This is a genomic window from Salmonella sp. 2020_1459, assembly GCF_043847915.1.
Lineage (GTDB): Bacteria > Pseudomonadota > Gammaproteobacteria > Enterobacterales > Enterobacteriaceae > Salmonella > Salmonella enterica.
This window is the reverse complement of the sequence record NZ_JBCMFA010000001.1, coordinates 754261-780518: the sequence shown is the minus strand read 5'-3', so window position 1 is coordinate 780518 and position 26258 is coordinate 754261. Positions and strand designations below refer to the sequence as shown.

Below are 26258 nucleotides of genomic sequence, written 5' to 3'. Positions count from 1 at the left end.
ACAGCACAAAGACAAAAAAAACGAAGTGTGTCACGTCTTGTGCGTATTGCCCCACATGGGAAGCATAAGAACATCCCCATGGCGGCATAACACACACCAACACTTCATTTTTTAGGTGCGCGATACACTATCTTCTGTGGCCAAAAATCAATTATAAAAAATCACATGGCTATCGTTTTATTAGCACTTTGGTATGAGCTTAAATAACAAAATACCACGCGTGGGTGAGTTATTAAAAATGTTTCCACGGACATACTCTTCATCGTAACGACGCGTTAACAAAAAACGCATGTCGCTAACAAGGTAATAGATAATTTTCGCTATGTACGACCAGGTCCAGGGTGACAGCATGAAAAACAAATTGTTATTTATGATGTTGACAATACTGGGTGCGCCTGGGATTGCAACCGCGACAAATTATGATCTGGCTCGTTCAGAGTATAATTTTGCGGTAAATGAATTAAGCAAGTCTTCATTTAATCAGGCGGCCATTATTGGTCAAGTCGGCACGGATAATAGTGCCAGAGTACGCCAGGAAGGATCAAAACTATTGTCCGTTATTTCACAAGAAGGAGGAAATAATCGGGCGAAAGTCGACCAGGCAGGGAATTATAACTTTGCGTATATTGAGCAAACGGGCAATGCCAACGATGCCAGTATATCGCAAAGCGCTTACGGTAATAGTGCGGCTATTATACAGAAAGGTTCTGGAAATAAGGCCAATATTACCCAGTACGGTACGCAGAAAACAGCAGTTGTAGTGCAGAAACAGTCGCATATGGCTATTCGCGTCACCCAACGCTAATACCGTTACGACTTTTAAATCAATCCGATGGGGGTTTTACCATGAAACTTTTAAAAGTGGCAGCATTCGCAGCAATCGTAGTTTCTGGCAGTGCTCTGGCTGGCGTCGTTCCACAATGGGGCGGCGGCGGTAATCATAACGGCGGCGGCAATAGTTCCGGCCCGGATTCCACGTTGAGCATTTATCAGTACGGTTCCGCTAACGCTGCGCTTGCTCTGCAAAGCGATGCCCGTAAATCTGAAACGACTATTACCCAGAGCGGTTATGGTAACGGCGCCGATGTAGGCCAGGGTGCGGATAATAGTACTATTGAACTGACTCAGAATGGTTTCAGAAACAATGCCACCATCGACCAGTGGAACGCTAAAAACTCCGATATTACTGTCGGTCAATACGGCGGTAATAACGCTGCGCTGGTTAATCAGACCGCATCTGATTCCAGCGTAATGGTACGTCAGGTTGGTTTTGGCAACAACGCCACGGCTAACCAGTATTAATTTAGCGTCTGCGCTAATAAAAAAACAGGGCGTAAGCCCTGTTTTTTTTCGGGAGGAAATTATGCATACTTTATTGCTCCTTGCCGCACTTTCAAATCAGATTACGTTTACCACGACTCAGCAAGGCGATATTTACACGGTGATCCCTCAGGTCACATTAAACGAACCCTGCGTCTGTCAGGTGCAAATTCTCTCTGTGCGCGACGGCGTCGGGGGACAAAGCCATACACAGCAAAAACAAACGCTATCTTTACCTGCTAATCAACCGATTGAGTTGTCTCGTCTTAGTGTAAATATATCTTCAGAGGACTCGGTTAAAATTATTGTTACTGTTTCGGACGGACAATCACTGCATTTATCACAACAATGGCCGCCTTCTGCACAGTAGTTTTTGATGGTGGCGGAAATGGATTGGCTGACCTGGGTATAAAGAGGCGATAAAAGCGTCTCATCGTCTCGGCATGTCGCTATAAGGTAACGCCGAACCCTCGAGGATGACTAATCATTGAGGAGTTAACATGTCCGTGATCAAGAAAAATATCCCTGCCATAGGCCTGTGTATCTGCGCTTTTTTTATCCATTCTGCGGTAGGGCAACAAACGGTACAGGGCGGCGTTATCCATTTTCGCGGCGCGATTGTTGAGCCACTGTGCGATATTTCTACTCACGCCGAAAATATTGATTTAACCTGCCTACGCGAAGGTAAAAAGCAAATGCACCGGATTGACCTTCGGCAGGCATCTGGATTACCGCAGGATATTCAGTCCATTGCGACGGTGCGGCTGCATTATCTCGATGCGCAAAAAAGCCTGGCGGTGATGAATATTGAGTACCGTTAACGGCGGTGTCATAGATATAAAAAGAGCGACTCTGTTGAAAGCCCTGCTGTACACTTTGCAGATAAGGTGAGACAAAGGGGGGGGTTATGACATCACGTCTTCAGGTCATACAGGGTGATATCACTCAACTTAGCGTCGATGCGATTGTGAATGCCGCTAACGCATCATTAATGGGCGGCGGCGGCGTAGACGGCGCGATTCATCGCGCGGCGGGGCCGGCATTGCTGGACGCCTGTAAACTCATCCGTCAGCAACAGGGCGAATGTCAGACGGGACATGCGGTTATCACGCCTGCTGGCAAGCTTTCGGCAAAGGCGGTTATTCACACAGTGGGGCCCGTCTGGCGAGGCGGCGAACACCAGGAAGCTGAGCTACTCGAAGAGGCATACCGGAATTGTTTGCTGCTTGCCGAGGCGAATCACTTTCGTTCCATCGCTTTTCCGGCAATCAGTACCGGCGTTTATGGCTATCCACGCGCCCAGGCCGCTGAAGTCGCCGTCAGGACGGTTTCAGATTTTATTACCCGTTACGCTCTGCCTGAACAGGTATACTTTGTCTGTTATGATGAAGAAACTGCCCGGCTTTACGCAAGATTACTTACTCAGCAAGGCGACGACCCTGCCTGATAAAACACGCCTGGAGCGTGCCGTTGAACCGCTATGCGCGCGCCATCCCGGAGAGTGCGGCATTCTCGCGCTGGATAACAGTCTGGACGCTTTTGCCGCCCGCTACCGCCTGACTGAAATGGCGGCGCGGACGCTGGATGTGCAGTATTATATTTGGGAAGACGATATGTCCGGGCGGCTGCTCTTTTCGGTACTGCTGTCGGCGGCGAAGCGCGGCGTTCATGTTCGTCTGCTGCTGGATGATAACAATACGCCTGGTCTGGATGATACGTTGCGCTTGCTGGATAGCCATCCTAATATCGAAGTTCGTCTGTTTAATCCTTTCTCTTTTCGTACGCTACGCGCGCTGGGATATTTGACGGATTTTGCGCGGCTGAATCGGCGGATGCACAATAAAAGTTACACTGCCGACGGCGTAGTGACGCTGGTCGGTGGGCGCAACATCGGCGATGCCTATTTCGGCGCTGGCGAGGAGCCGCTATTTTCCGATCTGGACGTGATGGCCATTGGCCCGGTGGTCAATGATGTCGCCAATGATTTTGAACGTTACTGGCGCTGTAGTTCAGTGTCGACATTGCAGCAAGTATTATCCCTTTCTGAGCAGGAACTGACGCAGCGTATCGAACTTCCCGAATCCTGGTATAACGATGAGATCACCCGCCGTTATCTGCATAAGCTGGAAACCAGCCAGTTTATGGCGGATCTCGATCGCGGAACGTTGCCGCTGATTTGGGCAAAAACACGCTTGCTTAGCGATGACCCTTCTAAAGGCGAGGGGAAGGCGCAGCGCCATTCGCTTCTTCCGCAGCGATTATTTGACGTGATGGGGTCGCCGACGGAGCGTATCGACATTATTTCCGCTTACTTTGTCCCTACGCGCGCAGGCGTGGCGCAGTTGCTTAATCTGGTCAGGAAAGGCGTGAAGATCGCCATCTTAACTAACTCTCTGGCGGCCAACGATGTGGCGGTCGTTCACGCAGGGTACGCGCGCTGGCGCAAGAAATTACTGCGCTATGGCGTGGAGCTCTACGAACTGAAACCGACCCGCGAACATGAAACCGCCGTACATGATCGCGGACTCACCGGGAACTCAGGTTCCAGCTTACATGCTAAAACGTTCAGTATTGATGGTAGTAAGGTGTTTATCGGGTCGCTTAATTTTGATCCCCGTTCAACGCTTTTAAATACCGAAATGGGCTTTGTCATTGAAAGTGAAACGCTGGCGACGCTTATTCATAAGCGTTTTACGCAGAGCCAACGCGATGCGGCCTGGCAACTGCGGCTGGATCGCTGGGGACGAATTAACTGGATCGATCGTCAGCAAGAAGAGGAAAAGGTGTTAAAGAAAGAACCCGCTACGCGTTTCTGGCAGCGAGTTCTGGTACGGTTGGCGGCAATTTTACCTGTGGAATGGTTGCTGTGAACCCGCGCGCGGAAAACTACCCGATCGCGGCGCGGCTTTCTTGTTTTACCGGCGGTTTACCTGAAAAGAGAAATTTCAGGAGCGGGATGCGTAAATGAATTTCATACAGAATTAACGCAATACCCATAACAAATATCAGCCCGCACAAGAACCCGATCAGGTTGGAGGAGATATGCGGCGTAATATACGCGCCAAAGAAAAGCGTTAAGGGATGATGCACCAGATAGATAAACAGCGAAGCATTTACGAAATAGGTGACACGCGCGGACTGGAAGTTTAACAAGCGATGCCCCAGTGAGAATACCACGTTCACCATCCACAGCCCCATTACCATCGTAATCACGGATTCGGTTTCGTACATCCAGGCGTCGCCGCTCCCATAACGTTGATTCAGCAGATAGGCGATAAAAGCAACGGCAGCGCCTAAAGTGCATCCGCGTGAGGGCGTGGTGAAGCGCGCTTTCAGATCGGGGTGAATGAAGGCCAACGCGCCGAGAATAAAAAACGGCACATAAAATAGCGTTTGCATCACAATAAAATTGAACATGCCGTCACTGAGGATTGCCGGATATACGATGAAAATAATGCGCCTGATAGCGGCGTAAGCCATCCCCAGCAGGAAAAAAATAAGCGAAAGCCTGGCCAGTGAAATAGCGGCGGGACGAGGCTTGCTTGTTTCCTGCCTTTTTTGGAACCAGGTAAAAATCCCGATGCTGACTGTGGTTAATATCACCAGCACCAGTAAAAACCACAGGTGTGAAATGAGTTCCCACGCTAACGTATTATATTTTTCATAGGCAGAGAGTGTAGGCCAGTTCTCTGTTTTCTCTTTGACATATTGCAACAGGATAAATTGCGGCAAGGTAAGCAAAGGGATTGCGGTAAGCATGGGAATACCCACACGTTCTACCCGTACTTTCCACCAGCGTTTTAACGGATAACGTAAAAACAACATGTACGAAAAATAACCAGAAATAACAAAAAACACCTGCATACGAAAAGCGTGGATAAAATCGTTAAACAGGGTTAGCCACCACGATGGCGTGGCGCTATTGACATGCCAACTGTGAGTGGAATAGATCAACGAGATATGAAAGGGAATCCCTAACAACATCAGCCATGCGCGGATAGAGTCAAGAAAATATTCACGCGGCGCGGGTACAGAGCTCATATAAGGTCACGTATTCTCAGATTTTTCACCTTATCCATAAGGCGAATTATAGTTACATTCGGTAGCAACCCTACACCAACTCCGACAACCTGTCTCCAGGATAAGCACGCAAAGTGAAAACAGGCGCGGGAGGTGCTTAATCCATGAGCCAGCGCGCTGAACAAAGCCTGGATTCAGTTGTCGTAATGCCTGATTATCCATTAAAATGGATCGGATCGATATAAGCACACAAAGGGGGAAGTGCTTACTTATTATGAAACATAAACGACAAATGATGAAAATGCGTTGGTTGGGCGCAGCTATTATGTTAACGCTTTACGCATCATCGAGCTGGGCGTTCAGTATTGATGACGTGGCAAAACAAGCTCAATCTTTAGCCGGGAAAGGCTATGAGGCGCCTAAAAGCAACTTGCCCTCCGTTTTCCGCGACATGAAATATGCGGATTATCAGCAGATCCAGTTTAACAGCGATAAAGCCTACTGGAACAACTTAAAGACCCCTTTTAAGCTCGAATTTTACCATCAGGGGATGTACTTCGATACGCCGGTCAAGATTAACGAAGTGACGGCGACGACGGTCAAAAGAATCAAATACAGCCCGGATTACTTCAATTTTGGCAATGTTCAGCACGATAAAGACACGGTAAAAGATTTAGGTTTCGCCGGGTTCAAAGTTCTGTACCCCATCAACAGTAAAGATAAGAACGACGAAATCGTCAGTATGCTTGGCGCCAGCTATTTCCGCGTTATCGGCGCAGGCCAGGTATATGGCTTATCTGCGCGCGGCCTGGCGATTGATACCGCCTTACCATCTGGTGAAGAGTTTCCCCGCTTTCGCGAGTTCTGGATTGAGCGTCCAAAACCCACCGATAAGCGTTTGACCGTCTATGCATTACTGGATTCTCCGCGCGCGACCGGCGCTTACCGTTTTGTGATCATTCCTGGCCGCGATACCGTGGTGGACGTGCAGTCAAAAGTCTATCTGCGCGATAAAGTGGGCAAGCTGGGCGTTGCGCCATTAACCAGTATGTTCCTGTTTGGGCCAAACCAGCCGTCGCCGACGACCAACTATCGTCCGGAACTGCATGACTCGAACGGCTTATCCATTCATGCGGGTAATGGCGAGTGGATTTGGCGTCCGCTGAACAATCCAAAACACCTCGCTGTGAGCAGCTATGCAATGGAAAACCCTCAGGGATTCGGCCTGTTGCAGCGTGGTCGCGAGTTCTCGCGCTTTGAAGATTTAGACGATCGCTACGACCTGCGTCCAAGCGCCTGGATTACCCCGAAAGGCGACTGGGGCAAAGGTAAGGTTGAACTGGTTGAAATTCCGACCAATGATGAAACCAACGATAACATCGTCGCTTACTGGACTCCGGATCAACTGCCGGAACCGGGTAAAGAGATGAACTTCAAGTACACTATGACCTTCAGCCGCGATGAAGATAAACTTCATGCGCCGGATAATGCCTGGGTGCTGCAAACACGCCGCTCAACGGGCGACGTTAAACAGTCAAATCTGATTCGCCAGCCCGACGGCACTATTGCCTTTGTGGTGGATTTCGTTGGCGCCGACATGAAAAAACTGCCGCCGGATACGCCCGTCGCTGCGCAAACCAGCATTGGCGATAACGGTGAAATCGTTGACAGTAATGTACGCTATAACCCAGTCACTAAAGGCTGGCGTTTAATGCTGCGCGTGAAAGTCAAAGACGCGAAGAAAACCACGGAAATGCGTGCCGCATTGGTGAATGCCGATCAGACGCTAAGTGAAACCTGGAGCTACCAGTTACCTGCCAATGAATAAAACAACTGAGTATATTGACGCATTGCTGCTTTCTGAACGTGAGAAAGCGGCATTGCCGAAAACTGACATCCGCGCCGTGCATCAGGCGCTGGATGCCGAGCATCGGACTTACTCGCGAGAAGACGATTCACCGCAGGGTTCCGTAAAAGCCCGCCTTGAACACGCCTGGCCGGATTCATTGGCGAAGGGGCAGTTAATTAAAGATGATGAAGGGCGCGATCAGTTGCAGGCTATGCCAAAAGCGACGCGCTCTTCGATGTTTCCCGATCCCTGGCGAACCAACCCGGTTGGCCGTTTCTGGGATCGTCTGCGTGGGCGGGATGTAACGCCGCGCTATGTTTCTCGTCTGACAAAAGAAGAGCAGGCGAGCGAGCAAAAATGGCGTACCGTCGGCACTATACGCCGCTATATTTTGTTAATTTTGACTCTGGCGCAAACCGTCGTCGCGACCTGGTATATGAAGACCATTCTGCCTTATCAGGGATGGGCGCTCATCAATCCTATGGATATGGTGGGGCAGGATATTTGGGTCTCTTTTATGCAGCTCCTGCCCTACATGCTGCAAACCGGTATCCTGATTTTGTTTGCCGTGCTGTTCTGCTGGGTGTCAGCCGGATTCTGGACGGCGCTGATGGGCTTCCTGCAACTGCTTATCGGGCGCGATAAGTACAGCATCTCCGCGTCTACGGTTGGCGATGAGCCCCTCAATCCGGAACACCGGACGGCGCTGATCATGCCTATCTGTAATGAAGACGTTAGCCGCGTTTTCGCCGGTCTGCGCGCGACCTGGGAGTCCGTTAAAGCCACAGGCAACGCCGCGCATTTTGACGTCTATATCCTTAGCGACAGTTATAACCCGGATATCTGCGTGGCGGAGCAAAAGGCGTGGATGGAGCTTATTGCGGAAGTGCAGGGCGAAGGCCAAATTTTTTACCGTCGCCGCCGCCGCCGTATGAAACGCAAAAGCGGCAATATTGACGATTTTTGCCGCCGCTGGGGCAATCAGTACAGCTATATGGTGGTGCTGGACGCGGACTCAGTGATGAGCGGCGAGTGTCTGAGCGGTCTGGTGCGCCTGATGGAAGCGAACCCAAACGCCGGGATTATCCAGTCTTCGCCGAAAGCGTCGGGAATGGATACTCTGTATGCCCGCTGCCAACAGTTCGCGACCCGTGTTTATGGGCCGCTGTTTACCGCCGGGCTGCACTTCTGGCAGTTGGGGGAGTCGCACTACTGGGGGCACAATGCCATTATCCGCGTGAAGCCGTTTATCGAGCACTGCGCTCTGGCGCCGCTGCCGGGAGAAGGTTCGTTCGCCGGATCGATTCTTTCCCACGACTTTGTGGAGGCGGCGCTAATGCGTCGGGCAGGGTGGGGCGTCTGGATTGCCTACGATCTCCCCGGCTCCTATGAAGAGCTGCCGCCAAACCTGCTGGATGAGCTTAAACGCGACCGCCGCTGGTGTCACGGCAACCTGATGAACTTTCGTCTGTTCCTGGTGAAAGGAATGCACCCGGTGCATCGCGCCGTGTTCCTGACCGGGGTAATGTCATACCTGTCCGCGCCGTTATGGTTTATGTTCCTCGCGCTTTCTACCGCGCTGCAGGTCGTTCATGCGTTAACAGAGCCGCAATATTTCCTTCAGCCGCGCCAGCTTTTTCCGGTCTGGCCGCAGTGGCGTCCGGAACTGGCAATCGCGCTGTTTGCGTCAACGATGGTGCTGCTGTTCCTGCCGAAGCTGCTCAGTATTATGCTGATCTGGTGTAAAGGCACCAAAGAGTATGGCGGTTTCTGGCGCGTTACGCTGTCGCTGTTGCTGGAAGTGCTGTTCTCCGTGTTGCTGGCGCCGGTGCGTATGCTGTTTCATACCGTGTTTGTGGTCAGCGCGTTCCTCGGCTGGGAAGTGGTCTGGAACTCACCGCAACGCGACGATGATTCTACGCCGTGGGGAGAAGCCTTTATGCGTCACGGTTCTCAACTGCTGCTGGGGCTGGTCTGGGCGGTGGGTATGGCGTGGCTGGATTTACGCTTTCTGTTCTGGCTGGCGCCGATTGTCTTTTCGCTGATTCTGTCGCCATTTGTTTCGGTGATCTCCAGTCGTTCAACGGTAGGATTACGCACCAAACGCTGGAAGCTGTTCCTGATCCCGGAAGAGTATTCGCCGCCTCAGGTGTTGGTCGATACCGATAAATATCTGGAGATGAATCGCCGCCGTATTCTGGACGATGGCTTTATGCATGCGGTATTTAACCCGTCGCTTAATGCGCTGGCGACCGCGATGGCCACCGCGCGTCACCGCGCCAGTAAGGTGCTGGAAATAGCCCGCGATCGTCATGTGGAGCAGGCGCTAAACGAAACGCCGGAGAAACTGAACCGCGATCGGCGTCTGGTTTTGCTCAGCGATCCGGTGACGATGGCGCGTTTACACTATCGGGTCTGGAATGCGCCAGAGAGATACTCTTCCTGGGTAAACCATTATCAGTCTCTCGTCCTGAATCCGCAGGCGTTGCAGGGACGAGCATCGTCAGTGGGATAAGGTCTTCAGGTCTGGAGTGAGGTGAAAAATACCGGCGTGATGCCGGTATTTTTATAGTGAAATGAGGTATCAGGTGCGTATATTCGCGGTGAGCATAATGGTGATTACCCTGAGCGGCTGCGGCAGTATTATCAGCAGAACGATCCCCGGACAAGGACACGGCAACCAGTATTACCCTGGCGTGCAGTGGGATATGCGTGATTCCGCATGGCGCTATATCACTATCCTCGATCTGCCCTTCTCACTGATCTTCGATACATTGCTGCTGCCGCTCGATATTCACCACGGGCCTTATGAGTAATTAACGCTCATCCCATTCGTCTGCTGCAGTACGGCCTTCCTCGGTATCAAGCGGGGGTTCAAGCTGGAATTCCCCTTCATCCCATTCATGCAAGGTATTCTCTTCCTGCCACTCCTGGCGGATCTCTATCTCATCATAATCGCCGTCAAACACGCTCTGCGCGGCTTCACCACTCAGCATCGGCAGACATTCGCCATCTTCACCTTCATCGGCGAAAAATTCGACCTGCCACATGATGTCCCCATCCTGCAGTACATATTTCTGAACGTTGAACTGCTGCACATTCGCTTCATCTTGTTCGAGGCCTGGATGGTCAGCCAGAAATTCTTCCCGGGCTGCATCGATAGCTTCTTCCAGCGTGGCATACATGGTCATCAGTGTCTCCCTTTGATTTGACGAGGTATTTAGGGAAAGAATAGCTGATTCTGTGATATTGCAAGTATGAAAGCGCAAAAATCATTCTATTGCCAGTCTGCGCCGTCGTAAGCTGTTCCATGAATAGATAGCATTGAACAACACCACGCCTGCCGTGACGCAGAATACGGCGCGGAAGCCATAGCTCGCGGAAATTGCGGCGCCCATGAGAGGGCCAGTGACGTTGCCGATATCGCGGAAAGATTGGTTGTAACTGAATATGCGCCCGGCTATCTGGTTGGTAGAGTTGTAAACCAGCAGAGTTTGAACGGCTGGCAGCAGCGCGCCATCCGCCGCGCCAAGCAGAAACCGCAATAGCGCGAGCTGCCACGGCGTTTGCACAAAAGACATTGGAATCAGCAGTAGTACGGAAATAATCAGCGCGACGATAAGGATCTTTTCCGGGCCAATTCTGTCGCCGAGTTTGCCGAGTCGGGGGGCGCTAAGTAATGCCGCCACGCCGGGAACGGACGCTATCATCCCGCTAATGAACGCAATATTACTGACATTTCCCGCCAGTTCGCGCACATAGAGCGTCAGGATGGGCGCAATAGACCCCGTCGCCACCTGAATAATCAGCGTGGTGACAAACAGGCTTAACACCAGGCGGGGATTTTTTAACGAGGCGACCACTTCCCGAACGTGAAGCATCTCTTTTTTGCTCACCGGCAGGAAATTCTCGCGAATAAAAAAGAAGGTGAGCAGAAAACAGATAAACAAAACGCTGGCGGTAATAAAAAAGACCGGGCGAAGGCCGTAATGGTCGGCGAGCAGACCACCCGCAAGTGGGCCAAGCAGAGCGCCGCTGACGCCGCCAGTAGAGAGCGTCCCTAGCGCCCAGCCGCTTTTGTGGCGCGGCACCTGAGTGGCGATGAGCGCATTGGCGTTGGGAATAAATCCGCCCAACAGGCCTAATAACGCGCGGAGGATCAGAAATTGCCAGATATTTTGCGCCATGCCCATTAACAGCATGACAATGGCCATGCCGAGAGCGGAACGCAACAGCATGATCTTACGCCCTTTACGATCCGCCAGACCGCCCCAAAAAGGGGAAGCGATAGCTGAAAAGAGGAACGTAATACTAAAGACCAGCCCGGACCACATGTTGAGCGCGCTATGGCCTGTTACGCCGAGTTGCTCAACGTAGAGAGGGAGAAAAGGCATGACCAGACTGAATGCCGCGCCGGTTAAAAAACAGCCCAGCCAGGTAACGGTTAGATTGCGTTTCCAGTTTATGGGGACATCAGAGGGTGACATAGCGTTCCACAGTATGATGCGCGTTTTGCGCTATCATCAATTTAATTATGAGCGTACTAATTATAATTATGCGCCGACCTTACCAGCCTCGCAATGTGGGGAGCTTTTAAAGCTAAAAGAGGGGAAAAATTGCAGCCTGACGGCTGCAATCCTGTTAATAGCGCGACGGTACGCCTTCAGGGCGAGTTTTAAAGCGGCGATGCAGCCACATATATTGCTCTGGCGCCATCATAATGCACTGCTCAACAATCTTATTCATCCACGCGGCAGTCGCTTCTGCGCTCTCCAGCGGAGGCGAATATTCCGCAGGAAGAATGATCAGTTCGTAGCCTTTTCCATCGGGTTTACGGCGAGGCACGAAGGGGATAATACAGGCTTTAGACATGCGCGCCAGCATCCAGGTACCGGAGGTCGTGGCAGCCTGGTCGACGGCAAATAATGGTACAAAAACGCTGGCGCGCGGACCATAATCGTGATCCGGCGCATACCAGATCAATTCGCCGCTTTTCAATGCCTTAACCATGCCTTTCAGATCTTTGCGATCCAACATTGATTTATTGGAGCGTAAGCGTCCCCAGGTCTGTAACCAGTCGAGCAACGGATTATCATTCGGGCGATAAACTCCGATCCCTGGGTTATGCATACCAAACATGCGGGCGCCAAACTCAAGGGTAAGAAAATGTATTCCTACCAGAATGAACCCCAGCCCCTGCGCCTTAACTTCACGGATATGCTCCAGACCGCTCGCTTCCATCCAGCGGTTCACTCGCCGATCGGGCCAGAACCAGGCCATGCCGGTTTCCATCACGCCCATACCGACGGATTCAAAGTTTTTGACCACCATGGTGTGGCGTTCCTGCGCGCTCATTTCCGGAAAGCATAATTCAAGGTTGCGATAGGCGATTTTCGCGCGGCGTTTCATTACGCGTCGCGCCAGGTGGCCCAATGCGCAACCCAATTTATAGATGACCGGGTAGGGGAGTTGCACGACCAACCAAAGCGCGCCTATACCCAACCAGGTTAACCAATAGCGCGGGTGCAGTAAGGCCACGGAGAACTTAGGCAACTTCGTCATTTCTATCCTGTCTTTCAACGAACAATTCCCCGTATTCTCGCATCTTTTTGCGTTGAGCAAAAATATGTAGCAGGAGAGTGGCGATTAAATCGACAATTGTTGTTAATTATTTAGTGTAAAGCAGGAAATGTAGCGCAAAATGTGTGGATGTAAATTGGCGAGACTTGCCTTATCATGCCTGCCCACTTTATTTTTTGCTGATTGCAGGATACGTACACCATGCCAGTGTTACACAACCGCATCTCTAATGACGAGCTGAAAGCCAAAATGCTGGCGGAAAGCGAGCCGCGTACGACAATTTCTTTTTATAAATATTTCACAATCGCCTCGCCGCAACAGACGCGGGACGCGTTGTATCAGGTGTTTACGGCGTTGGACGTTTTTGGTCGCGTTTACCTGGCGCATGAGGGCATCAATGCGCAAATCAGCGTGCCGCAAAGCAAGGTCGAGACCTTTCGTCAACAGCTTTATACGTTCGATCCCGCGCTGGACGGGCTGCGTTTAAATATCGCGCTGGAGGATGACGGAAAGTCATTTTGGGTGCTGCGTATGAAAGTTCGCGACCGTATCGTTGCTGACGGTATTGACGATCCGACTTTTGACGCCAGTAATGTCGGCGATTATCTGAAGGCGGCAGATGTGAATGCGATGCTGGACGATCCTGATGCGGTCTTTATTGATATGCGCAACCACTATGAGTATGAAGTCGGCCATTTCGAAAATGCTCTGGAAATCCCGGCGGATACGTTTCGTGAACAGTTGCCAAAAGCGGTTGAAATGCTGCGGGAACATGCAGATAAAAAGATAGTGATGTACTGTACCGGCGGTATTCGTTGTGAGAAAGCCAGCGCCTGGATGAAACACAACGGTTTCAATAAAGTCTGGCATATTGAGGGTGGCATCATTGAATACGCCCGTCGCGCGCGCGAGCAGGGGCTTCCCGTTCGCTTTATCGGCAAAAATTTTGTATTTGATGAGCGAATGGGCGAACGAATCTCGGATGAGGTTATCGCGCATTGCCATCAGTGCGGCGCACCCTGCGATAGCCATACCAACTGCAAAAACGACGGTTGCCATCTGCTGTTTATCCAGTGTCCGCAGTGCGCCAGTAAATTTAACGGCTGCTGTAGTGAACAATGCTGTGAAGAGTTGGCCTTGCCGGAGGAAGAACAGCGCCGACGTCGCGCGGGTCGCGAGAACGGCAACAAAATTTTTAATAAATCGCGTGGTCGGCTTAATAGCAAACTGAGCATTCCCGATCCGGCTGAGTAATATTTTGCCGGATAGCAGCGTAAAGGCCGCTATCCGGCATTTCGCCAGGCGTTACTTCTGCTGAACGCCTTCTACTGAGATGATAAGCTCAACCTCTTGTGAGGCCGGGCCGAGATCGGTAGTTATATTGAAATCCTTCAGCTTAATTTTTCCTTCGGCCTCAAAGCCCGCGCGCTTACCGCCCCACGGATCGTCGCCCTGGCCCATCAGCTTCGCTTCCAGCGTCACCGGTTTAGTCACGCCATTGAGCGTCAGATTGCCGGTAATATCCAGTTCATCGCCCTCTTTTTTCACGCTGGTAGAGGTGAAGGTTGCCTGCGGGAATTTCGCAACATTAAGAAATTCCGCGCTACGCAGGTGTTTGTCACGTTCGGCATGGTTAGTGTCGACGCTATTGGTGTTAATGGTCACGTTCACTTTGTCGGCCGACGGATTTTTTTCGTCAAAAGTGAACGTGCCGTCGAAATCTTTAAAGGTGCCGTACAGCCAGCTGTAACCCAGATGCTGAATGCGGAAATTGACGAACGCATGTTGGCCTTCTTTATCAATTTTATACTCCGCCGCCACGGCGGAACCGGTCGTGAATAACAAGGATGCGAGGGTGAATCCCAGCAGGTTTTTTTTCATTTTTGAGCTCCATAGTCAGATGACGACATTCCTGTCATACGTTTCAGTGTGTCGTCTTTATCGATAAAATGGTGTTTTAGCGCCATAACCCCATGCGAGAGCGAGATAATGACCAGCGACCAGGCAAACCACAGATGCAGCGTTCCGGCGATGTCAGCCTGCGCGCCCGCGTCCGTAAGCGTGGCCGGAATCTCAAACCAGCCAAAGACGCTAATCGGTTTACCGTCGGCGGTGGAAATCAGGTAGCCGCTAATGATTATCGCAAAGAGCAGGAGATACAGGAGAAGATGACCCGCGGCGGCGCCAGCGCGCGTTAAACGGGAATAGCTGGTCAACGCAACGGGCGGTGGCGAATAAAGCCGCCAGACAATACGCACGATCAGCGCCATCATCAGTAACATGCCAATACTTTTATGTATTTCCGGCGCCTGGTGATACCAGCCGTCGTAATAACTGAGCGTGACCATCCATAAACCCAACGCAAACATGCCATAGACCACCAGGGCGGTCAGCCAGTGGAGCGCGGCGGAAACCACGCCATAACGCTGTGGAGTATTTTTAAATTGCATAAACACACCAATGAATATTTCACGAGAGAATGAAAATGGCGTGGAAAAGCGCCGAATGCAACTTATAAATAAGAATTTGAATGATATTTATTTTTATTTCAATAATTTTGATGTTGTTTGCGGTTCAGCTTCAGAAGTTTCGAGATATTTCACTCCTGTAACCGCGCAACGGCAGGAACTGGCATTATTGTCGTGCTTCAACGTTATGAAATAAAAAGTGAGGAATTTTCAGGAAGTGTCAGTTAACGTCAATGAAAAGCAATCAGAAGAAAAGGAGATAAACAATATCCATCACCGCTAGCAGTGACCAAAGAATAACGTAAAGCATGAAATGTTCGCGAATATTATTCATCAGAAAATGAAAGAGACGGCGCATAGCTTACCTTAATAAACAGCCCCTTTACGGGGCCGACAAATTATTGGCTAAAACGGGAAAGCCGGAACGGCGTCAGATCAAAGGAGGATGTTTTTCCCAACGCAAAATCCGCAGCGATTTCTCCTAACACCGGGGCGAATTTAAAACCATGTCCGCTGAGTCCAGTGATGACAAGCGTGTTCTCATGGCCAGGCAGCGTATCGATAATAAAATCCTCGTCCGGCGAATTATCATAGGTACATGCCGCCCCATGTAAACAACCGCCGATACCCGGCAGTACGTTACGCAGGAAAGGAAATGCTTCCGCGCCATCGCTGGCAACGGCGGCAAAGGGCTTGCGCTCTTCCTGAGCCTGTATTAGCTGTCCGCCATTGTGTTTGCCGATTTTTAACTCGTCGTTCTCCGCCGGGAAGCCGTAATATTGATCGCCGTTGGGCATTTCGCCGGTAAAGGCCGGAAAGCGGTTTTTAGTGCTGTAACGTCCATCCGCCTTAAACCAGGCAAAAACTTTACGTACGGGCTGAACGGGCAGCTCCGGTACCAGCGCTTTGACCCAGGTGCCCGCGCTAATCAGCGCCTTGCTGGCGTGGTAGCTGCCTTCACTCGTCTCTATCGTCACACCGTTATCATCATGATGAATATGGCTTACCGGGCTGTTAAATAGCTGTGCGCAGCCTGCCTCTCGGGCCAGACGAAGCCATGTGGTAATGGCTAATTCGCTGCGCAGGAAACCGGAGTCAGCTTCAAACAGCCCGATATAATTATCGGGCACGCGAATTTCCGGCCAGCGCGTCATGAGGGCCGTCGCGTCCAGGCGCTCGACGTTCAATTGCCACTGTTGCGCGCTTCGTGCGACGTTGGCTAAGAAAGCGGAATCGGCCGGGCCGAGGTTGACGACGCCGGAGCGGACAAAAATAGGCTCTTCATTGTGTGTGGAGAGTTCATCCCAAAGCGTCTGGGCGCGAAGCACCAGCGGGACATATTTTTCGCCTTCACCATAAGCGTGGCGGATAAGACGGGTATCGCCGTGGTGGCTGCCCTGTTGATGAGGCGGCATATGCGCATCGGTCATCAGGACCTTTAGCCCGGCGCGGGTGGCGTAATAACCAGCGGCGGCGCCAACCGAACCGCTGCCGATAATAATAAGGTCGTATTTCATCAGCTTCTCTCTGCTATCGCGATGATTTCAGGGTAAATAACTGCGCTGAGATATACAAGCCAGAAATAAGTGAGGCACCTTACGGTGCCTGAGAGAGGGGGAGCGCGTCACGCTAATGGCGACGATACTCGTTTTCCTGGTAATCGCCTGATTCTATTTTGGCGATGCCGGCTTCTAATATTGAAATAAATTGCCTGGCTACATCTGTTGTTAACCAGAGCGTTTGACCAACTTCAGTCCCTTCCGGTTCCGGACGATTTGGGGTCTGGTAGTGTAAACGCAGCATCAGCGCATCATAGCTATCGACGGTGCTGATGTCCCATCCTACAAGCGGATGGGTCTGAATGACTTCATTATTCTTTTCCATCATGCCCCCCTGGTACGTGTTATAAGACAACGGTTCTCGAGGTTCAATGCGTGTTTTTCTTCTGAAGCAACTTCAGTATACCAATTAATAAGGCTATTCACTGCGTTTTTAAAGAGACCGGAGGATAAATTTCTCTTTTTAAGAATTATATGAACAATAAAGCGGCAGTTCATTCATATTTTTTTAGGATGTTGTGCAATTATTTTGACGGTCAGGCGAAATATTCATCAGTTGCGCAAATAAAAAAGCCGGGGCGACCCGGCAAACATACATCACTGCATATCATTTTTTATTCATTGATGAACCAGTCATCAGCGCTCTCCCAGGTCTCCTGGAGAATCTCGCTAATGCGTTCTTTTTCCTCTTTTGATGCGCCAATGACGGACAAGTTGTTGGCGGTAGCGTAACGCACGGTGACGTTACCCAAGTTCTCAGGAAAATGATGGCTAATACGACGGGAGAGTTCGCCCGCCAGCGCATCAATCGCACCGGCAGGCAGAGGTGACGTTTTGGCTATAGTGACTTCAATACGCATAATGGCCCCCTGTTGAATATACTGGATATATATACAGTTAAATCCAATATATAGCAACAGGTAAGCGCATTTTTTATTTTTTTACTGACCAGCGTATTGTTTCACCCGCTAAAAAAGGCACCAGCGAATCATCAGCCAGCGCGATATTTCCCGGTATCTGTTGTTCATCGCGAACCAGTTCCACCCACCCCGCATTCACCGGCAGGCCATAGAATTGCGGGCCATTCAGTGAACAGAACGCTTCAAAGTGCGCCAGCGCGTTCATTTCCTCAAACACGGCGGCATAACTGCCAAGGGCGGATGGAGCGTTGAAACAACCGGCGCAGCCGCAACTAGTCTCTTTACGATGACGTGAATGCGGCGCTGAATCCGTCCCCAGGAAGGCGCGCGTAAAACCACTGGCAACCAGTTCGCGTAACGCCTGTTGGTGAATATTGCGTTTCAGAATCGGCAGACAGTACAGGTGAGGACGAATGCCGCCGACCAGCATATCATTACGGTTAAACATTAAATGTTGAGGCGTAATGGTAGCCGCCAGGTAGTCGTTGCCGTCACGGACATACTGCGCGGCATCTTTGGTCGTGATGTGCTCAAAGACCACTTTAAGCGTGGTCAGACGCTGGCGTAGCGGTTCCATTACGGTGTCGATAAAACGCGCTTCGCGATCGAAGATATCAACATCCGCATGGGTCACCTCACCGTGGACCAGTAATGGCATTCCGAGTTTTTCCATCCGCTCCAGTACCGGCATGATAGCGTCGACTGACGTTACGCCATGACTGGAGTTAGTGGTGGCATTGGCCGGGTAAAGCTTAGCCGCAGTAAATACGCCTTCATGGAAACCACGCTCCAGTTCATCGGCATCGAGCGAATCCGTTAAATAGCAGGTCATTAACGGCGTGAAATCATGCCCGGCGGGCACCGCATCGAGAATACGCTGGCGGTAGGCGATCGCTGCATCAACGGTCGTGATGGGGGACGCCAGGTTCGGCATCACGATAGCGCGACCATAAATTTCGCTGGTATAGGGTACGACCGTTTTTAACATGTCGCCATCGCGAAGGTGAACGTGCCAGTCGTCCGGGCGGCGGATCTTTAAAACCTGGGATGGTGCAGTCATTAATAAGCTCCGGCTGAGGAATAGTCTTTTTGCCGGAAACAAAGGATAAGCGGAAACGTTTTCGTTTGCACGTAAAAAAAAGGGCGCGAGCGCGCCCTCCGAAATCAATTGGTGAAAGGAATAACGATTTCACCAGGTTTAACTTCAATGCCTTTCGCGAGTTTCTTCGCTAACGCTTCGCCTTTACTGCTGTCCTCACGCAACACGTAAGCGGGCCGCTGGTTAAAGTAGCTACGTAAAGACTGATTTAAATAGGGCAGGAGCGTTTGTAGCACCGATTGCATTTTCTCCGGCGTCACGGTGGCATCTACTACTTCCATCTCCTGAAGATAGATGGCGCCTTTTTCTTTATCAAAGACCGGCAGGGCTTTTAGCTTGAGTTTCATCGTCGCTTTTTGACTGCCAAACAGGGAATTCATATCCAGCCTGGCATCGCCAGTAAGGGTGACTTTATTAGGCTCTTCCCGACCAATCTGGCTGGCAAGATTAGTCAATACGATATGCGCGTCGGCAATGCCGGGCAGACCAATATCTTTTGAGAAATTATTCCGTTTTTCAAGCGCTTGATTGATTTCTTGTTCGCTAATGGTGTATTGCGTAAGTTGATTACAACCCACTAACAGGCCGCTAACTACCAGCGCAGCGGCAAAAAAAAACTTTTTCATGGCGTTCCTTAGCATGTTGCCTGTGCCCTAATCTTGACACAAAGCAGCATGTCGCGCCAGCGGACATGGCGCCACTAGAAAAAGCTGAAAAAGGCGGCAAGAAAGGGTTGCCGCCTGGCGGGCGTTAGATAGCCATTGAGGAGAGTAAATTAATTTGCGTCTGCTTTGCCATATTATCGCGATAGTCCGCGACTTTTGTCGGCCAGTGAATACCGGCGACCAGCGTCAGATTACGCAGAAGCGGAAACAGATGAATATCATCTTCCGATAATTCGCCGTTAACGGCGTTAGGCTGTACGATGAGTTTATCCAGCAAACGTAAATCATCGCCGATCTTTTTAATCAGTCCGGCAGAGTGCGCAAGATGGTTGTCAAAACTGCCAGATGAGGCTTCTTTTTTGCGGATAAAATACTGGCGCGCCGCAGGGGTAGAAAATTCATCGAAAGCGGATTTTGCAAATCGCGGCAGCAGTAGCTGATTAACGTAACCGTTAACTTTGCGCAACCACTCTTCAATGGCTGGATTGCGTTTCCCGGTTAACAGCGGTTTGCCGTCGAGGTTGTCGACATAATGTACAATATCCATACTTTCAGGAAGGTAGCGATTATCATCTTTTTGCAGGATGGGCACCATCTTTTGACCAATCATCCGGGTGGGCGTCGCCTCGTCGTCATTTTGTAACACGTTAAGTTCAACGGGGATGTTCTTCAGGCCGAAAATCATGCGGGCTTTAACGCAGAAAGGGCAATGATCGTAAATATAAAGCTTCACGTTTCTCCTCCATTTGACTGTCGGTATCTGACCAGTATGGAGGAGATAGCGACAGGTATCAAATCAGGCGCCGGGTTCCAGCATCCGGCGCGGCGTGCGTTTATGACTAAATTGCCAGCCTAAAGCCAAAAAGGTGATGAAACCGATAATACCGAGCATCATCCACGGTAGTTCAGGCTGCGCAAGCGCTTTACCCATATCAAACAACCAGCCGCCGCCGATATAACCAATCGCGCCGCCAATGGCTAATCCCAGACGGCTAAAGCCCATATAGCTTCCCCGCGCCCTCGCGTCCGCGAGCGACGCGCTGAGCGTTTCGCGCGCCGGTTCGGCGATAACCGAGCCGATGTAGAAAGCGCAAATAAGCGTAAAAAGCTGCTGTAAATTGCCCACCATCCCGATGGGGAGCATGCTCAGCGACATGACGAGCAAACCGGCCATCAGCCGATGCTCCAGCCGAAAACGCTTTTCGCTCCAGCGGGCAATCGGGTAGAGCAACGTCAGCGAGAGACACGCCTCTATAGCGTACATCCATTTCACGGCAGCAGGCGAACCGGCGATATCGTTTACCATAATCGGCAGCATTAACATGACCTGTACCGCCAGCATATAGTAGCCCGCCAGCGTCAGCACGTAGGTGACAAACCTTTTATCGCTCATGACGCGGCGCATTCCTTCACGCACCGGCGTTCTGACCGTTGATAGCTTCCAGGCCGGAAGCAGCCATGCGTTGAAAAGGGCGCATAATATGAACAAAATAGCGCCTGTCGCGCAGACCAGGCGAAAATCGTATTGTAGCAACCAGCTTCCCAGCAGCGCGCCAATCACCGCGCCCGCGCTGTCCTGCATCATCAATAGAGAGAAGAAGCGGCCCCGTTGCTCCGGACGAATTAATTTGACCACCAGCGCTGAACGCGGCGGGTCAAAAAGCGTACCGCCGAGACCGGAAAGAAAGCAGGAAAACCACAAGAGCCAGGGCTCATGCGCGATACCCATGGTGGCAAAGCCTGCGGCGCGCATCAGCATACCGGTGACAATCATCGGTTTCGCGCCAAAGCGATCGGCGATGGCGCCGCCAAAAATGCCCAGACCTTGTTGAATAAACTGGCGCAGGCCGAGCGCGATCCCTACCATTACGGCAGCCCACCCCATTTGATCGACAAAGCGAATAGAGATGAGCGGGAAGACGACGAAAAAACCCAGCACCACCAACATGTTATCGATGAGAAGAAAATATTTACCCAGGTTCCTCGCCTGCGAGACGCGCGACATTTCCCCTCCCGGGAAATAAAAGATGAGCGTCTTCTATTCTGCGGCGGCGTTTCGTTTTTTCCTACCGTTAGCGGGACAATATTTTTTTATCAAAAGTCCTTTTTAATCGAGAGTTTTCATCAAAATGTGGCAGCAATTCAAAAAATGACGATTTGCGCTTTTCACAGAGCCTGGTTGCGCAGGTATAGTAATGTTACTGGCGTGCTGAAGACGTTACAGGAAGGAGTAGGTATAGAATGTTTGGCTATCGTAGTAACGTGCCAAAAGTGCGCTTAACCACCGATCGTCTGGTGGTACGTTTAGTGCATGAGCGTGATGCCTGGCGTCTGGCCGATTATTACGCGGAAAATCGTCATTTTTTAAAACCCTGGGAACCGGTCCGTGATGAAAGTCATTGTTATCCTTCAGGATGGCAGGCGCGTCTGGGAATGATCGGTGAATTTCACAAACAGGGCTCCGCCTTCTATTTCGCGCTACTTGATCCGGAAGAAAAAGAAATTATCGGCGTGGCGAATTTTTCCAATGTGGTGCGCGGTTCTTTTCATGCCTGTTATCTGGGCTATTCCATTGCGCAGAAGTGGCAGGGGCAGGGGCTGATGTTTGAAGCCTTAACCGCTGCGATTCGCTATATGCAGCGCACTCAGCATATCCACCGTATCATGGCGAACTATATGCCGCACAACAAACGTAGCGGCGCGTTGCTGGCGCGGCTTGGCTTTGAGAAAGAAGGCTATGCGAAAGATTACCTGTTGATTGATGGACAATGGCGCGACCATGTCCTGACGGCGTTAACCACGCCGTTATGGACGCCGGGGCGTTGAGCGGCTTACGGAATGAGAGGCAAAGGGAGAAAACGATGAAATATGAATTAACCGCCACTGAAGCGCGAGTGATTGGCTGTCTGCTGGAAAAGCAGGTGACAACGCCGGAACAGTATCCGCTTTCCGTCAACGGGGTGGTGACAGCCTGTAATCAGAAAACCAACCGTGAACCGGTGATGAACCTGACGGAACAAGAGGTGCAGGAACAGCTCGATAACCTGGTGAAACGCCACTTTTTGCGTACGGTCAGCGGGTTTGGCAATCGCGTCACCAAATATGAACAGCGCTTCTGTAATTCCGAATTTGGCGATCTGAAACTTAGCGCGGCGGAAGTGGCGCTTGTCACTACGCTGCTGCTGCGCGGCGCGCAAACGCCCGGCGAGTTGCGTAGCCGGGCGTCGCGGATGCATGAATTCAGCGATATGACGGAAGTTGAATCCACGCTGGAACGGCTTGCCAGTCGTGAGGACGGCCCATATGTCGTCCGTCTGGCGCGTGAACCGGGTAAGCGCGAAAGCCGTTATATGCACCTTTTTTGCGGCGACGTCGATGAACTGTCTCTCCAGACGTCTGCGCCGGAAAGTGCGTCGGGCGATCTTCAGTCGCGCGTCGAAGCGCTGGAAAGCGAAGTGGCGGAGTTAAAGCAGCGGCTGGATTCTTTGTTAGCTCACCTGGGAGAGTAATGTGAGAACATTACGGATTGGCATTGTCGGGTTAGGGGGTATTGCGCAGAAGGCCTGGCTGCCGGTATTAACCAACACCGCCGGATGGACGTTACAGGGCGCCTGGTCTCCTTCGCGGGATAAAGCCTTACGTATCTGCGAAAGCTGGCGCATACCGTATGTGGATTCGCTGGCGAATTTAGCGTCCGGCTGCGATGCGGTCTTCGTCCACTCCAGTACCGCAAGCCATTATGCCGTGGTCAGCGAACTTCTCAATGCCGGCGTCCATGTTTGCGTGGATAAACCGCTGGCGGAAAATCTACGTGATGCCGAACGGCTGGTGGCGCTGGCGGCGCAAAAAAAATTGACGCTGATGGTTGGCTTTAATCGCCGTTTCGCGCCGCTGTACCGCGAACTGAAGACGCGCCTCGGCACTGCGGCGTCACTGCGTATGGATAAACATCGTACCGATAGCGTCGGGCCGCACGACTTACGTTTTACTTTGCTCGATGACTATCTGCATGTCGTGGATATCGCACTGTGGCTGGCGGGCGGCGAGGCGCGCCTTGCCAGCGGCACGTTGCTCACCAGCGAGTCCGGCGAAATGTGCTATGCGGAACATCATTTTTCCGCCGACAAACTACAAATTACCACCAGTATGCACCGGCGCGCCGGAAGTCAGCGTGAATCGGTCCAGGCCGTCACCGACGGCGGGTTGTATGACGTGACGGATATGCGTGAATGGCGCGAAGAGCGCGGGCAGGGTATTCTCATCAAACCCATTCCGGGTTGGCAAACGACGCTTGAACAGCGTGGTTTTGTCGGATGCGCGCGGCATTTCATTGACTGCGTACAAAATCAGACGGTTCCGGAAACGGCGGGGGAGCAGGCGATTTTGGCCCAGCGCGTCGTGGAGGCGCTGTGGCGGGACGCCATCAGCGAATAACCCTCTGTAACATCTGGCGGTAGTAATTCATCGTAATCCAGGTACTATACCCTCAATAATTCGAGTTGCAGAAAAGCTAACGCACATGCAGCTCGAAGTATGGCGGGTATATATGCCCACTCTACACAATACCTCTTTTCACAGTGAATAATGGCAAACCGTGGGGAGTCTGTAAGGCCTGATAAGACGTTTTGACGCCGCCGTCAGGCGCGGTGATACAGCCGGATACGGCAGAAGTTGCGTTATCCGGTCGATGGATCAGCCATGCAGGAGTTTTACGCCAGGGTCTGGAATACAAAAGAAATGAATTTATTGAAATCGCTGGCTGCCGTCAGCTCGATGACTATGTTTTCACGCGTGTTGGGCTTTGCCCGTGATGCGATTGTCGCCAGAATTTTTGGCGCAGGGATGGCGACCGACGCCTTTTTTGTGGCGTTTAAACTCCCCAATCTACTACGCCGGATCTTTGCCGAAGGCGCTTTTTCTCAGGCCTTTGTGCCTATCCTGGCGGAATATAAGAGCAAGCAGGGTGAAGAAGCGACGCGGATCTTTGTCGCTTACGTTTCCGGCCTGTTGACGCTGGCATTGGCCGTCGTGACGGTGGCCGGTATGCTGGCCGCCCCGTGGGTGATTATGGTAACCGCGCCGGGTTTTGCCGATACTGCGGATAAATTCGCGCTGACGACGCAACTGCTGCGGATTACGTTTCCCTATATTCTGCTGATCTCGCTGGCTTCACTGGTTGGCGCCATTCTCAACACCTGGAATCGCTTCTCTATTCCCGCTTTTGCGCCGACATTTCTTAATATCAGCATGATCGGTTTTGCATTATTCGCCGCGCCATACTTTAATCCGCCAGTGCTGGCGTTAGCCTGGGCAGTCACCGTCGGCGGCGTGCTGCAACTGGTGTATCAACTTCCGTATTTGAAAAAGATCGGTATGCTGGTGCTGCCGCGCATTAACTTTCGCGACACTGGGGCGATGCGGGTGGTCAAACAGATGGGGCCGGCGATTTTGGGCGTTTCCGTCAGTCAGATCTCCCTTATCATCAATACCATTTTCGCCTCGTTTCTGGCCTCCGGCTCGGTCTCATGGATGTACTATGCCGATCGGTTGATGGAGTTCCCGTCCGGCGTGCTGGGCGTGGCGTTGGGGACCATCCTGTTGCCGTCATTGTCGAAAAGCTTTGCCAGCGGCAATCATGATGAGTACTGCCGCCTGATGGACTGGGGGCTGCGTTTGTGCTTTTTACTGGCGTTGCCGAGCGCGGTAGCGTTAGGCATTCTGGCGAAGCCGCTGACGGTCTCGCTGTTTCAGTACGGTAAATTCACCGCCTTTGATGCGGCAATGACGCAGCGGGCGTTAATCGCCTATTCGGTGGGGCTGATTGGCTTGATCGTCGTAAAAGTGCTGGCTCCGGGCTTCTATTCTCGCCAGGATATTAAAACGCCGGTGAAAATCGCCATCGTGACGTTAATCATGACGCAGTTAATGAACCTGGCGTTTATTGGACCGCTGAAACACGCCGGGCTGTCGCTCTCTATTGGTCTGGCGGCATGTCTCAATGCGTCGCTGCTGTACTGGCAACTGCGCAAACAGAATATCTTTACGCCACAACCGGGCTGGATGTGGTTCCTGATGCGTCTGATCATTTCCGTACTGGTGATGGCCGCCGTATTGTTCGGCGTGTTGCATATTATGCCGGAGTGGTCGCAAGGGTCGATGCTATGGCGTTTGCTACGTTTGATGGCGGTAGTGATTGCGGGTATCGCGGCCTATTTCGCCGCGCTTGCCGTGTTGGGCTTTAAAGTGAAAGAGTTTGTTCGCCGGACGGCGTAAATTCAGTGCCTGATAGCGCTGTGCTATCAGGCCTACAAGGCATTCAGGCCGGAAAGGCGCAACGTCGCCATCCGGCAATGATTAGATAGAAATTTTTTTACCGCCGCGGTGAGAGACGGAAGTCTGACCGTCAGCCCCGTACAAGGTCGGCTCCTGGTGAGGTTTCAGCACCTCCAGCGCCTGTTGATTACGCTCGATTTGCCCTTCCAGCAGCCAGCCGTTGTGCTGGTTGAGGTCGCGAAGATGCTGCGTTTTTTCGGTAATCGCCTGCCAGCGCTCTGCAATGTCATCGTTTGCGCTACGCTGCGCATTCTGCTCCAGACGGCGCTGTTGTTCCAGATAATCCAGCGTCGCCAGCAACGAGCTTTTTTCTTCTGTAATACGCTGTAGCTGGCTGCCGTTAATCTGGCCTACGGAAAGCTGTTGTTGCTCGGCGTCCATCACCGTCTTCAGGTCATTCAGGACGGTGGTCATCTGGTCAAGTATTTCTGACAAACGAGTCATA

General features: G+C 51.6%; 29 protein-coding genes. 14 read left to right on the top strand and 15 right to left on the bottom strand.

All coding sequences use genetic code 11. From position 1 onward, the window contains the following. The first annotated feature begins 349 nt into the window (after positions 1-349). The 6 genes from csgB to ACH0VJ_RS03990 all read left to right on the top strand — a co-directional run bounded on the left by csgB (position 350) and on the right by ACH0VJ_RS03990 (position 4190). Positions 350-805: a curli minor subunit CsgB gene (gene csgB, locus ACH0VJ_RS04015; RefSeq protein WP_000791655.1), complete on the top strand. Its 456-nt coding sequence runs from the start codon at positions 350-352 to the stop codon at positions 803-805. A gap of 41 nt (positions 806-846) precedes the next feature. Next, positions 847-1302 (top strand): curli major subunit CsgA, encoded by a 456-nt coding sequence (gene csgA, locus ACH0VJ_RS04010; RefSeq protein ID WP_000771416.1) that lies wholly within the window; start codon positions 847-849, stop codon positions 1300-1302. Positions 1303-1363: 61 nt separating this feature from the next. After that, positions 1364-1690: a curli assembly chaperone CsgC gene (csgC, locus tag ACH0VJ_RS04005; RefSeq protein ID WP_000557256.1), complete on the top strand. Its 327-nt coding sequence runs from the start codon at positions 1364-1366 to the stop codon at positions 1688-1690. A 130-nt stretch (positions 1691-1820) separates the two neighbouring features. Continuing rightward, on the top strand, positions 1821-2141 hold the full coding sequence (locus tag ACH0VJ_RS04000) for a type 1 fimbrial protein (protein ID WP_000111254.1): 321 nt from the start codon (positions 1821-1823) through the stop codon (positions 2139-2141). Between the two features lie 86 nt (positions 2142-2227). Then, positions 2228-2767 (top strand): O-acetyl-ADP-ribose deacetylase, encoded by a 540-nt coding sequence (ymdB, locus tag ACH0VJ_RS03995; protein WP_000203944.1) that lies wholly within the window; start codon positions 2228-2230, stop codon positions 2765-2767. After that, positions 2703-4190, top strand: coding sequence for a phospholipase D family protein (locus ACH0VJ_RS03990; protein WP_000976323.1), 1488 nt, complete (start codon positions 2703-2705; stop codon positions 4188-4190). Before ymdB ends, ACH0VJ_RS03990 begins: the two co-directional genes overlap by 65 nt. A gap of 16 nt (positions 4191-4206) precedes the next feature. On the opposite strand, the gene mdoC is transcribed toward ACH0VJ_RS03990, so the two are convergent. Then, the gene (mdoC, locus tag ACH0VJ_RS03985; protein ID WP_000100069.1) at positions 4207-5361 is read right to left on the bottom strand and encodes a glucans biosynthesis protein MdoC; all 1155 of its coding nucleotides are present in this window, start codon (positions 5359-5361) and stop codon (positions 4207-4209) included. A 271-nt stretch (positions 5362-5632) separates the two neighbouring features. Between mdoC and mdoG the strand changes: the two genes are divergently transcribed. The 3 genes from mdoG (at position 5633) to ACH0VJ_RS03970 (ending at position 10005) form a co-directional block, all read left to right on the top strand. Then, complete coding sequence (mdoG, locus tag ACH0VJ_RS03980; RefSeq protein ID WP_023196183.1) at positions 5633-7168, top strand: glucans biosynthesis protein MdoG; 1536 nt, start codon at positions 5633-5635, stop codon at positions 7166-7168. Then, positions 7161-9704, top strand: a complete 2544-nt coding sequence (gene mdoH / locus ACH0VJ_RS03975) for a glucans biosynthesis glucosyltransferase MdoH (RefSeq protein WP_001044608.1) — start codon at positions 7161-7163, stop codon at positions 9702-9704. Before mdoG ends, mdoH begins: the two co-directional genes overlap by 8 nt. Positions 9705-9777: 73 nt before the next feature. After that, positions 9778-10005 (top strand): YceK/YidQ family lipoprotein, encoded by a 228-nt coding sequence (locus ACH0VJ_RS03970; RefSeq protein ID WP_001217832.1) that lies wholly within the window; start codon positions 9778-9780, stop codon positions 10003-10005. On the opposite strand, the gene ACH0VJ_RS03965 is transcribed toward ACH0VJ_RS03970, so the two are convergent. From ACH0VJ_RS03965 to ACH0VJ_RS03955, 3 genes are all read right to left on the bottom strand, one after another. Next, positions 10006-10380, bottom strand: coding sequence for a MysB family protein (locus tag ACH0VJ_RS03965; RefSeq protein WP_000180050.1), 375 nt, complete (start codon positions 10378-10380; stop codon positions 10006-10008). It lies immediately after the preceding gene. A gap of 81 nt (positions 10381-10461) precedes the next feature. Further along, positions 10462-11676 (bottom strand): multidrug efflux MFS transporter MdtG, encoded by a 1215-nt coding sequence (mdtG, locus tag ACH0VJ_RS03960; RefSeq protein WP_000075053.1) that lies wholly within the window; start codon positions 11674-11676, stop codon positions 10462-10464. A gap of 154 nt (positions 11677-11830) precedes the next feature. After that, a complete protein-coding gene (locus tag ACH0VJ_RS03955; RefSeq protein ID WP_000163973.1) occupies positions 11831-12751 on the bottom strand; it encodes a Kdo(2)-lipid IV(A) acyltransferase in 921 nt (306 codons plus the stop codon). Positions 12752-12970: 219 nt separating this feature from the next. Between ACH0VJ_RS03955 and ACH0VJ_RS03950 the strand changes: the two genes are divergently transcribed. Next, the gene (locus ACH0VJ_RS03950) at positions 12971-14023 is read left to right on the top strand and encodes a rhodanese-related sulfurtransferase (protein ID WP_001144637.1); all 1053 of its coding nucleotides are present in this window, start codon (positions 12971-12973) and stop codon (positions 14021-14023) included. A 51-nt stretch (positions 14024-14074) separates the two neighbouring features. Here ACH0VJ_RS03950 and ACH0VJ_RS03945 read toward each other — a convergent pair whose 3' ends face one another. From ACH0VJ_RS03945 to mdtH, 10 genes are all read right to left on the bottom strand, one after another. Beyond that, positions 14075-14650 (bottom strand): YceI family protein, encoded by a 576-nt coding sequence (locus ACH0VJ_RS03945; protein WP_000739886.1) that lies wholly within the window; start codon positions 14648-14650, stop codon positions 14075-14077. Then, on the bottom strand, positions 14647-15219 hold the full coding sequence (locus tag ACH0VJ_RS03940) for a cytochrome b (RefSeq protein ID WP_001159793.1): 573 nt from the start codon (positions 15217-15219) through the stop codon (positions 14647-14649). Before ACH0VJ_RS03940 ends, ACH0VJ_RS03945 begins: the two co-directional genes overlap by 4 nt. Positions 15220-15481: 262 nt before the next feature. Continuing rightward, entirely contained in the window at positions 15482-15595 is a 114-nt protein-coding gene (locus tag ACH0VJ_RS03935; protein ID WP_001253282.1) for a YceO family protein, read from the bottom strand. Positions 15596-15635: 40 nt separating this feature from the next. After that, positions 15636-16754, bottom strand: coding sequence for an N-methyl-L-tryptophan oxidase (gene solA / locus ACH0VJ_RS03930; protein ID WP_000872775.1), 1119 nt, complete (start codon positions 16752-16754; stop codon positions 15636-15638). Positions 16755-16866: 112 nt separating this feature from the next. Further along, on the bottom strand, positions 16867-17121 hold the full coding sequence (gene bssS / locus ACH0VJ_RS03925; RefSeq protein WP_000414441.1) for a biofilm formation regulator BssS: 255 nt from the start codon (positions 17119-17121) through the stop codon (positions 16867-16869). A 289-nt stretch (positions 17122-17410) separates the two neighbouring features. Then, positions 17411-17656 carry a DNA damage-inducible protein I gene (gene dinI / locus ACH0VJ_RS03920; RefSeq protein ID WP_001217764.1) on the bottom strand — a complete coding sequence of 82 codons (246 nt, stop codon included), beginning with the start codon at positions 17654-17656 and terminating at the stop codon, positions 17411-17413. A 73-nt stretch (positions 17657-17729) separates the two neighbouring features. Then, complete coding sequence (gene pyrC / locus ACH0VJ_RS03915) at positions 17730-18776, bottom strand: dihydroorotase (protein ID WP_000126594.1); 1047 nt, start codon at positions 18774-18776, stop codon at positions 17730-17732. A 104-nt stretch (positions 18777-18880) separates the two neighbouring features. Next, positions 18881-19441 carry a lipoprotein gene (locus ACH0VJ_RS03910; RefSeq protein WP_000713054.1) on the bottom strand — a complete coding sequence of 187 codons (561 nt, stop codon included), beginning with the start codon at positions 19439-19441 and terminating at the stop codon, positions 18881-18883. Between the two features lie 124 nt (positions 19442-19565). Further along, positions 19566-20213 carry a glutaredoxin 2 gene (gene grxB / locus ACH0VJ_RS03905; RefSeq protein ID WP_000780888.1) on the bottom strand — a complete coding sequence of 216 codons (648 nt, stop codon included), beginning with the start codon at positions 20211-20213 and terminating at the stop codon, positions 19566-19568. Between the two features lie 63 nt (positions 20214-20276). After that, complete coding sequence (mdtH, locus tag ACH0VJ_RS03900) at positions 20277-21485, bottom strand: multidrug efflux MFS transporter MdtH (protein ID WP_000092178.1); 1209 nt, start codon at positions 21483-21485, stop codon at positions 20277-20279. Between the two features lie 236 nt (positions 21486-21721). Between mdtH and rimJ the strand changes: the two genes are divergently transcribed. The 4 genes from rimJ (at position 21722) to murJ (ending at position 25753) form a co-directional block, all read left to right on the top strand. After that, entirely contained in the window at positions 21722-22306 is a 585-nt protein-coding gene (rimJ, locus tag ACH0VJ_RS03895) for a ribosomal protein S5-alanine N-acetyltransferase (RefSeq protein ID WP_000468204.1), read from the top strand. Positions 22307-22341: 35 nt separating this feature from the next. Beyond that, positions 22342-22989 carry a YceH family protein gene (locus tag ACH0VJ_RS03890; RefSeq protein WP_000873048.1) on the top strand — a complete coding sequence of 216 codons (648 nt, stop codon included), beginning with the start codon at positions 22342-22344 and terminating at the stop codon, positions 22987-22989. 1 nt (position 22990) lies between these two features. Further along, the gene (locus ACH0VJ_RS03885; RefSeq protein WP_001259727.1) at positions 22991-23914 is read left to right on the top strand and encodes a Gfo/Idh/MocA family protein; all 924 of its coding nucleotides are present in this window, start codon (positions 22991-22993) and stop codon (positions 23912-23914) included. Positions 23915-24217: 303 nt separating this feature from the next. Next, on the top strand, positions 24218-25753 hold the full coding sequence (gene murJ / locus ACH0VJ_RS03880) for a murein biosynthesis integral membrane protein MurJ (protein ID WP_001537775.1): 1536 nt from the start codon (positions 24218-24220) through the stop codon (positions 25751-25753). 81 nt (positions 25754-25834) lie between these two features. On the opposite strand, the gene flgN is transcribed toward murJ, so the two are convergent. Further along, positions 25835-26257, bottom strand: a complete 423-nt coding sequence (flgN, locus tag ACH0VJ_RS03875; RefSeq protein WP_000197547.1) for a flagella biosynthesis chaperone FlgN — start codon at positions 26255-26257, stop codon at positions 25835-25837. Position 26258 lies beyond the last annotated feature (1 nt).

Bases quoted from the DNA above. Each gene is read 5' to 3' on its own strand.
- csgB (WP_000791655.1), top strand. From the start codon at position 350: ATGAAAAACAAATTGTTATTTATGATGTTGACAATACTGGGTGCGCCT.
- csgA (WP_000771416.1), top strand. From the start codon at position 847: ATGAAACTTTTAAAAGTGGCAGCATTCGCAGCAATCGTAGTTTCTGGC.
- csgC (WP_000557256.1), top strand. From the start codon at position 1,364: ATGCATACTTTATTGCTCCTTGCCGCACTTTCAAATCAGATTACGTTT.
- ACH0VJ_RS04000 (WP_000111254.1), top strand. From the start codon at position 1,821: ATGTCCGTGATCAAGAAAAATATCCCTGCCATAGGCCTGTGTATCTGC.
- ymdB (WP_000203944.1), top strand. From the start codon at position 2,228: ATGACATCACGTCTTCAGGTCATACAGGGTGATATCACTCAACTTAGC.
- ACH0VJ_RS03990 (WP_000976323.1), top strand. From the start codon at position 2,703: ATGATGAAGAAACTGCCCGGCTTTACGCAAGATTACTTACTCAGCAAG.
- mdoC (WP_000100069.1), bottom strand. From the start codon at position 5,361: ATGAGCTCTGTACCCGCGCCGCGTGAATATTTTCTTGACTCTATCCGC.
- mdoG (WP_023196183.1), top strand. From the start codon at position 5,633: ATGATGAAAATGCGTTGGTTGGGCGCAGCTATTATGTTAACGCTTTAC.
- mdoH (WP_001044608.1), top strand. From the start codon at position 7,161: ATGAATAAAACAACTGAGTATATTGACGCATTGCTGCTTTCTGAACGT.
- ACH0VJ_RS03965 (WP_000180050.1), bottom strand. From the start codon at position 10,380: ATGACCATGTATGCCACGCTGGAAGAAGCTATCGATGCAGCCCGGGAA.
- mdtG (WP_000075053.1), bottom strand. From the start codon at position 11,676: ATGTCACCCTCTGATGTCCCCATAAACTGGAAACGCAATCTAACCGTT.
- ACH0VJ_RS03955 (WP_000163973.1), bottom strand. From the start codon at position 12,751: ATGACGAAGTTGCCTAAGTTCTCCGTGGCCTTACTGCACCCGCGCTAT.
- ACH0VJ_RS03950 (WP_001144637.1), top strand. From the start codon at position 12,971: ATGCCAGTGTTACACAACCGCATCTCTAATGACGAGCTGAAAGCCAAA.
- ACH0VJ_RS03945 (WP_000739886.1), bottom strand. From the start codon at position 14,650: ATGAAAAAAAACCTGCTGGGATTCACCCTCGCATCCTTGTTATTCACG.
- ACH0VJ_RS03940 (WP_001159793.1), bottom strand. From the start codon at position 15,219: ATGCAATTTAAAAATACTCCACAGCGTTATGGCGTGGTTTCCGCCGCG.
- ACH0VJ_RS03935 (WP_001253282.1), bottom strand. From the start codon at position 15,595: ATGCGCCGTCTCTTTCATTTTCTGATGAATAATATTCGCGAACATTTC.
- solA (WP_000872775.1), bottom strand. From the start codon at position 16,754: ATGAAATACGACCTTATTATTATCGGCAGCGGTTCGGTTGGCGCCGCC.
- bssS (WP_000414441.1), bottom strand. From the start codon at position 17,121: ATGGAAAAGAATAATGAAGTCATTCAGACCCATCCGCTTGTAGGATGG.
- dinI (WP_001217764.1), bottom strand. From the start codon at position 17,656: ATGCGTATTGAAGTCACTATAGCCAAAACGTCACCTCTGCCTGCCGGT.
- pyrC (WP_000126594.1), bottom strand. From the start codon at position 18,776: ATGACTGCACCATCCCAGGTTTTAAAGATCCGCCGCCCGGACGACTGG.
- ACH0VJ_RS03910 (WP_000713054.1), bottom strand. From the start codon at position 19,441: ATGAAAAAGTTTTTTTTTGCCGCTGCGCTGGTAGTTAGCGGCCTGTTA.
- mdtH (WP_000092178.1), bottom strand. From the start codon at position 21,485: ATGTCGCGCGTCTCGCAGGCGAGGAACCTGGGTAAATATTTTCTTCTC.
- rimJ (WP_000468204.1), top strand. From the start codon at position 21,722: ATGTTTGGCTATCGTAGTAACGTGCCAAAAGTGCGCTTAACCACCGAT.
- ACH0VJ_RS03890 (WP_000873048.1), top strand. From the start codon at position 22,342: ATGAAATATGAATTAACCGCCACTGAAGCGCGAGTGATTGGCTGTCTG.
- murJ (WP_001537775.1), top strand. From the start codon at position 24,218: ATGAATTTATTGAAATCGCTGGCTGCCGTCAGCTCGATGACTATGTTT.
- flgN (WP_000197547.1), bottom strand. From the start codon at position 26,257: ATGACTCGTTTGTCAGAAATACTTGACCAGATGACCACCGTCCTGAAT.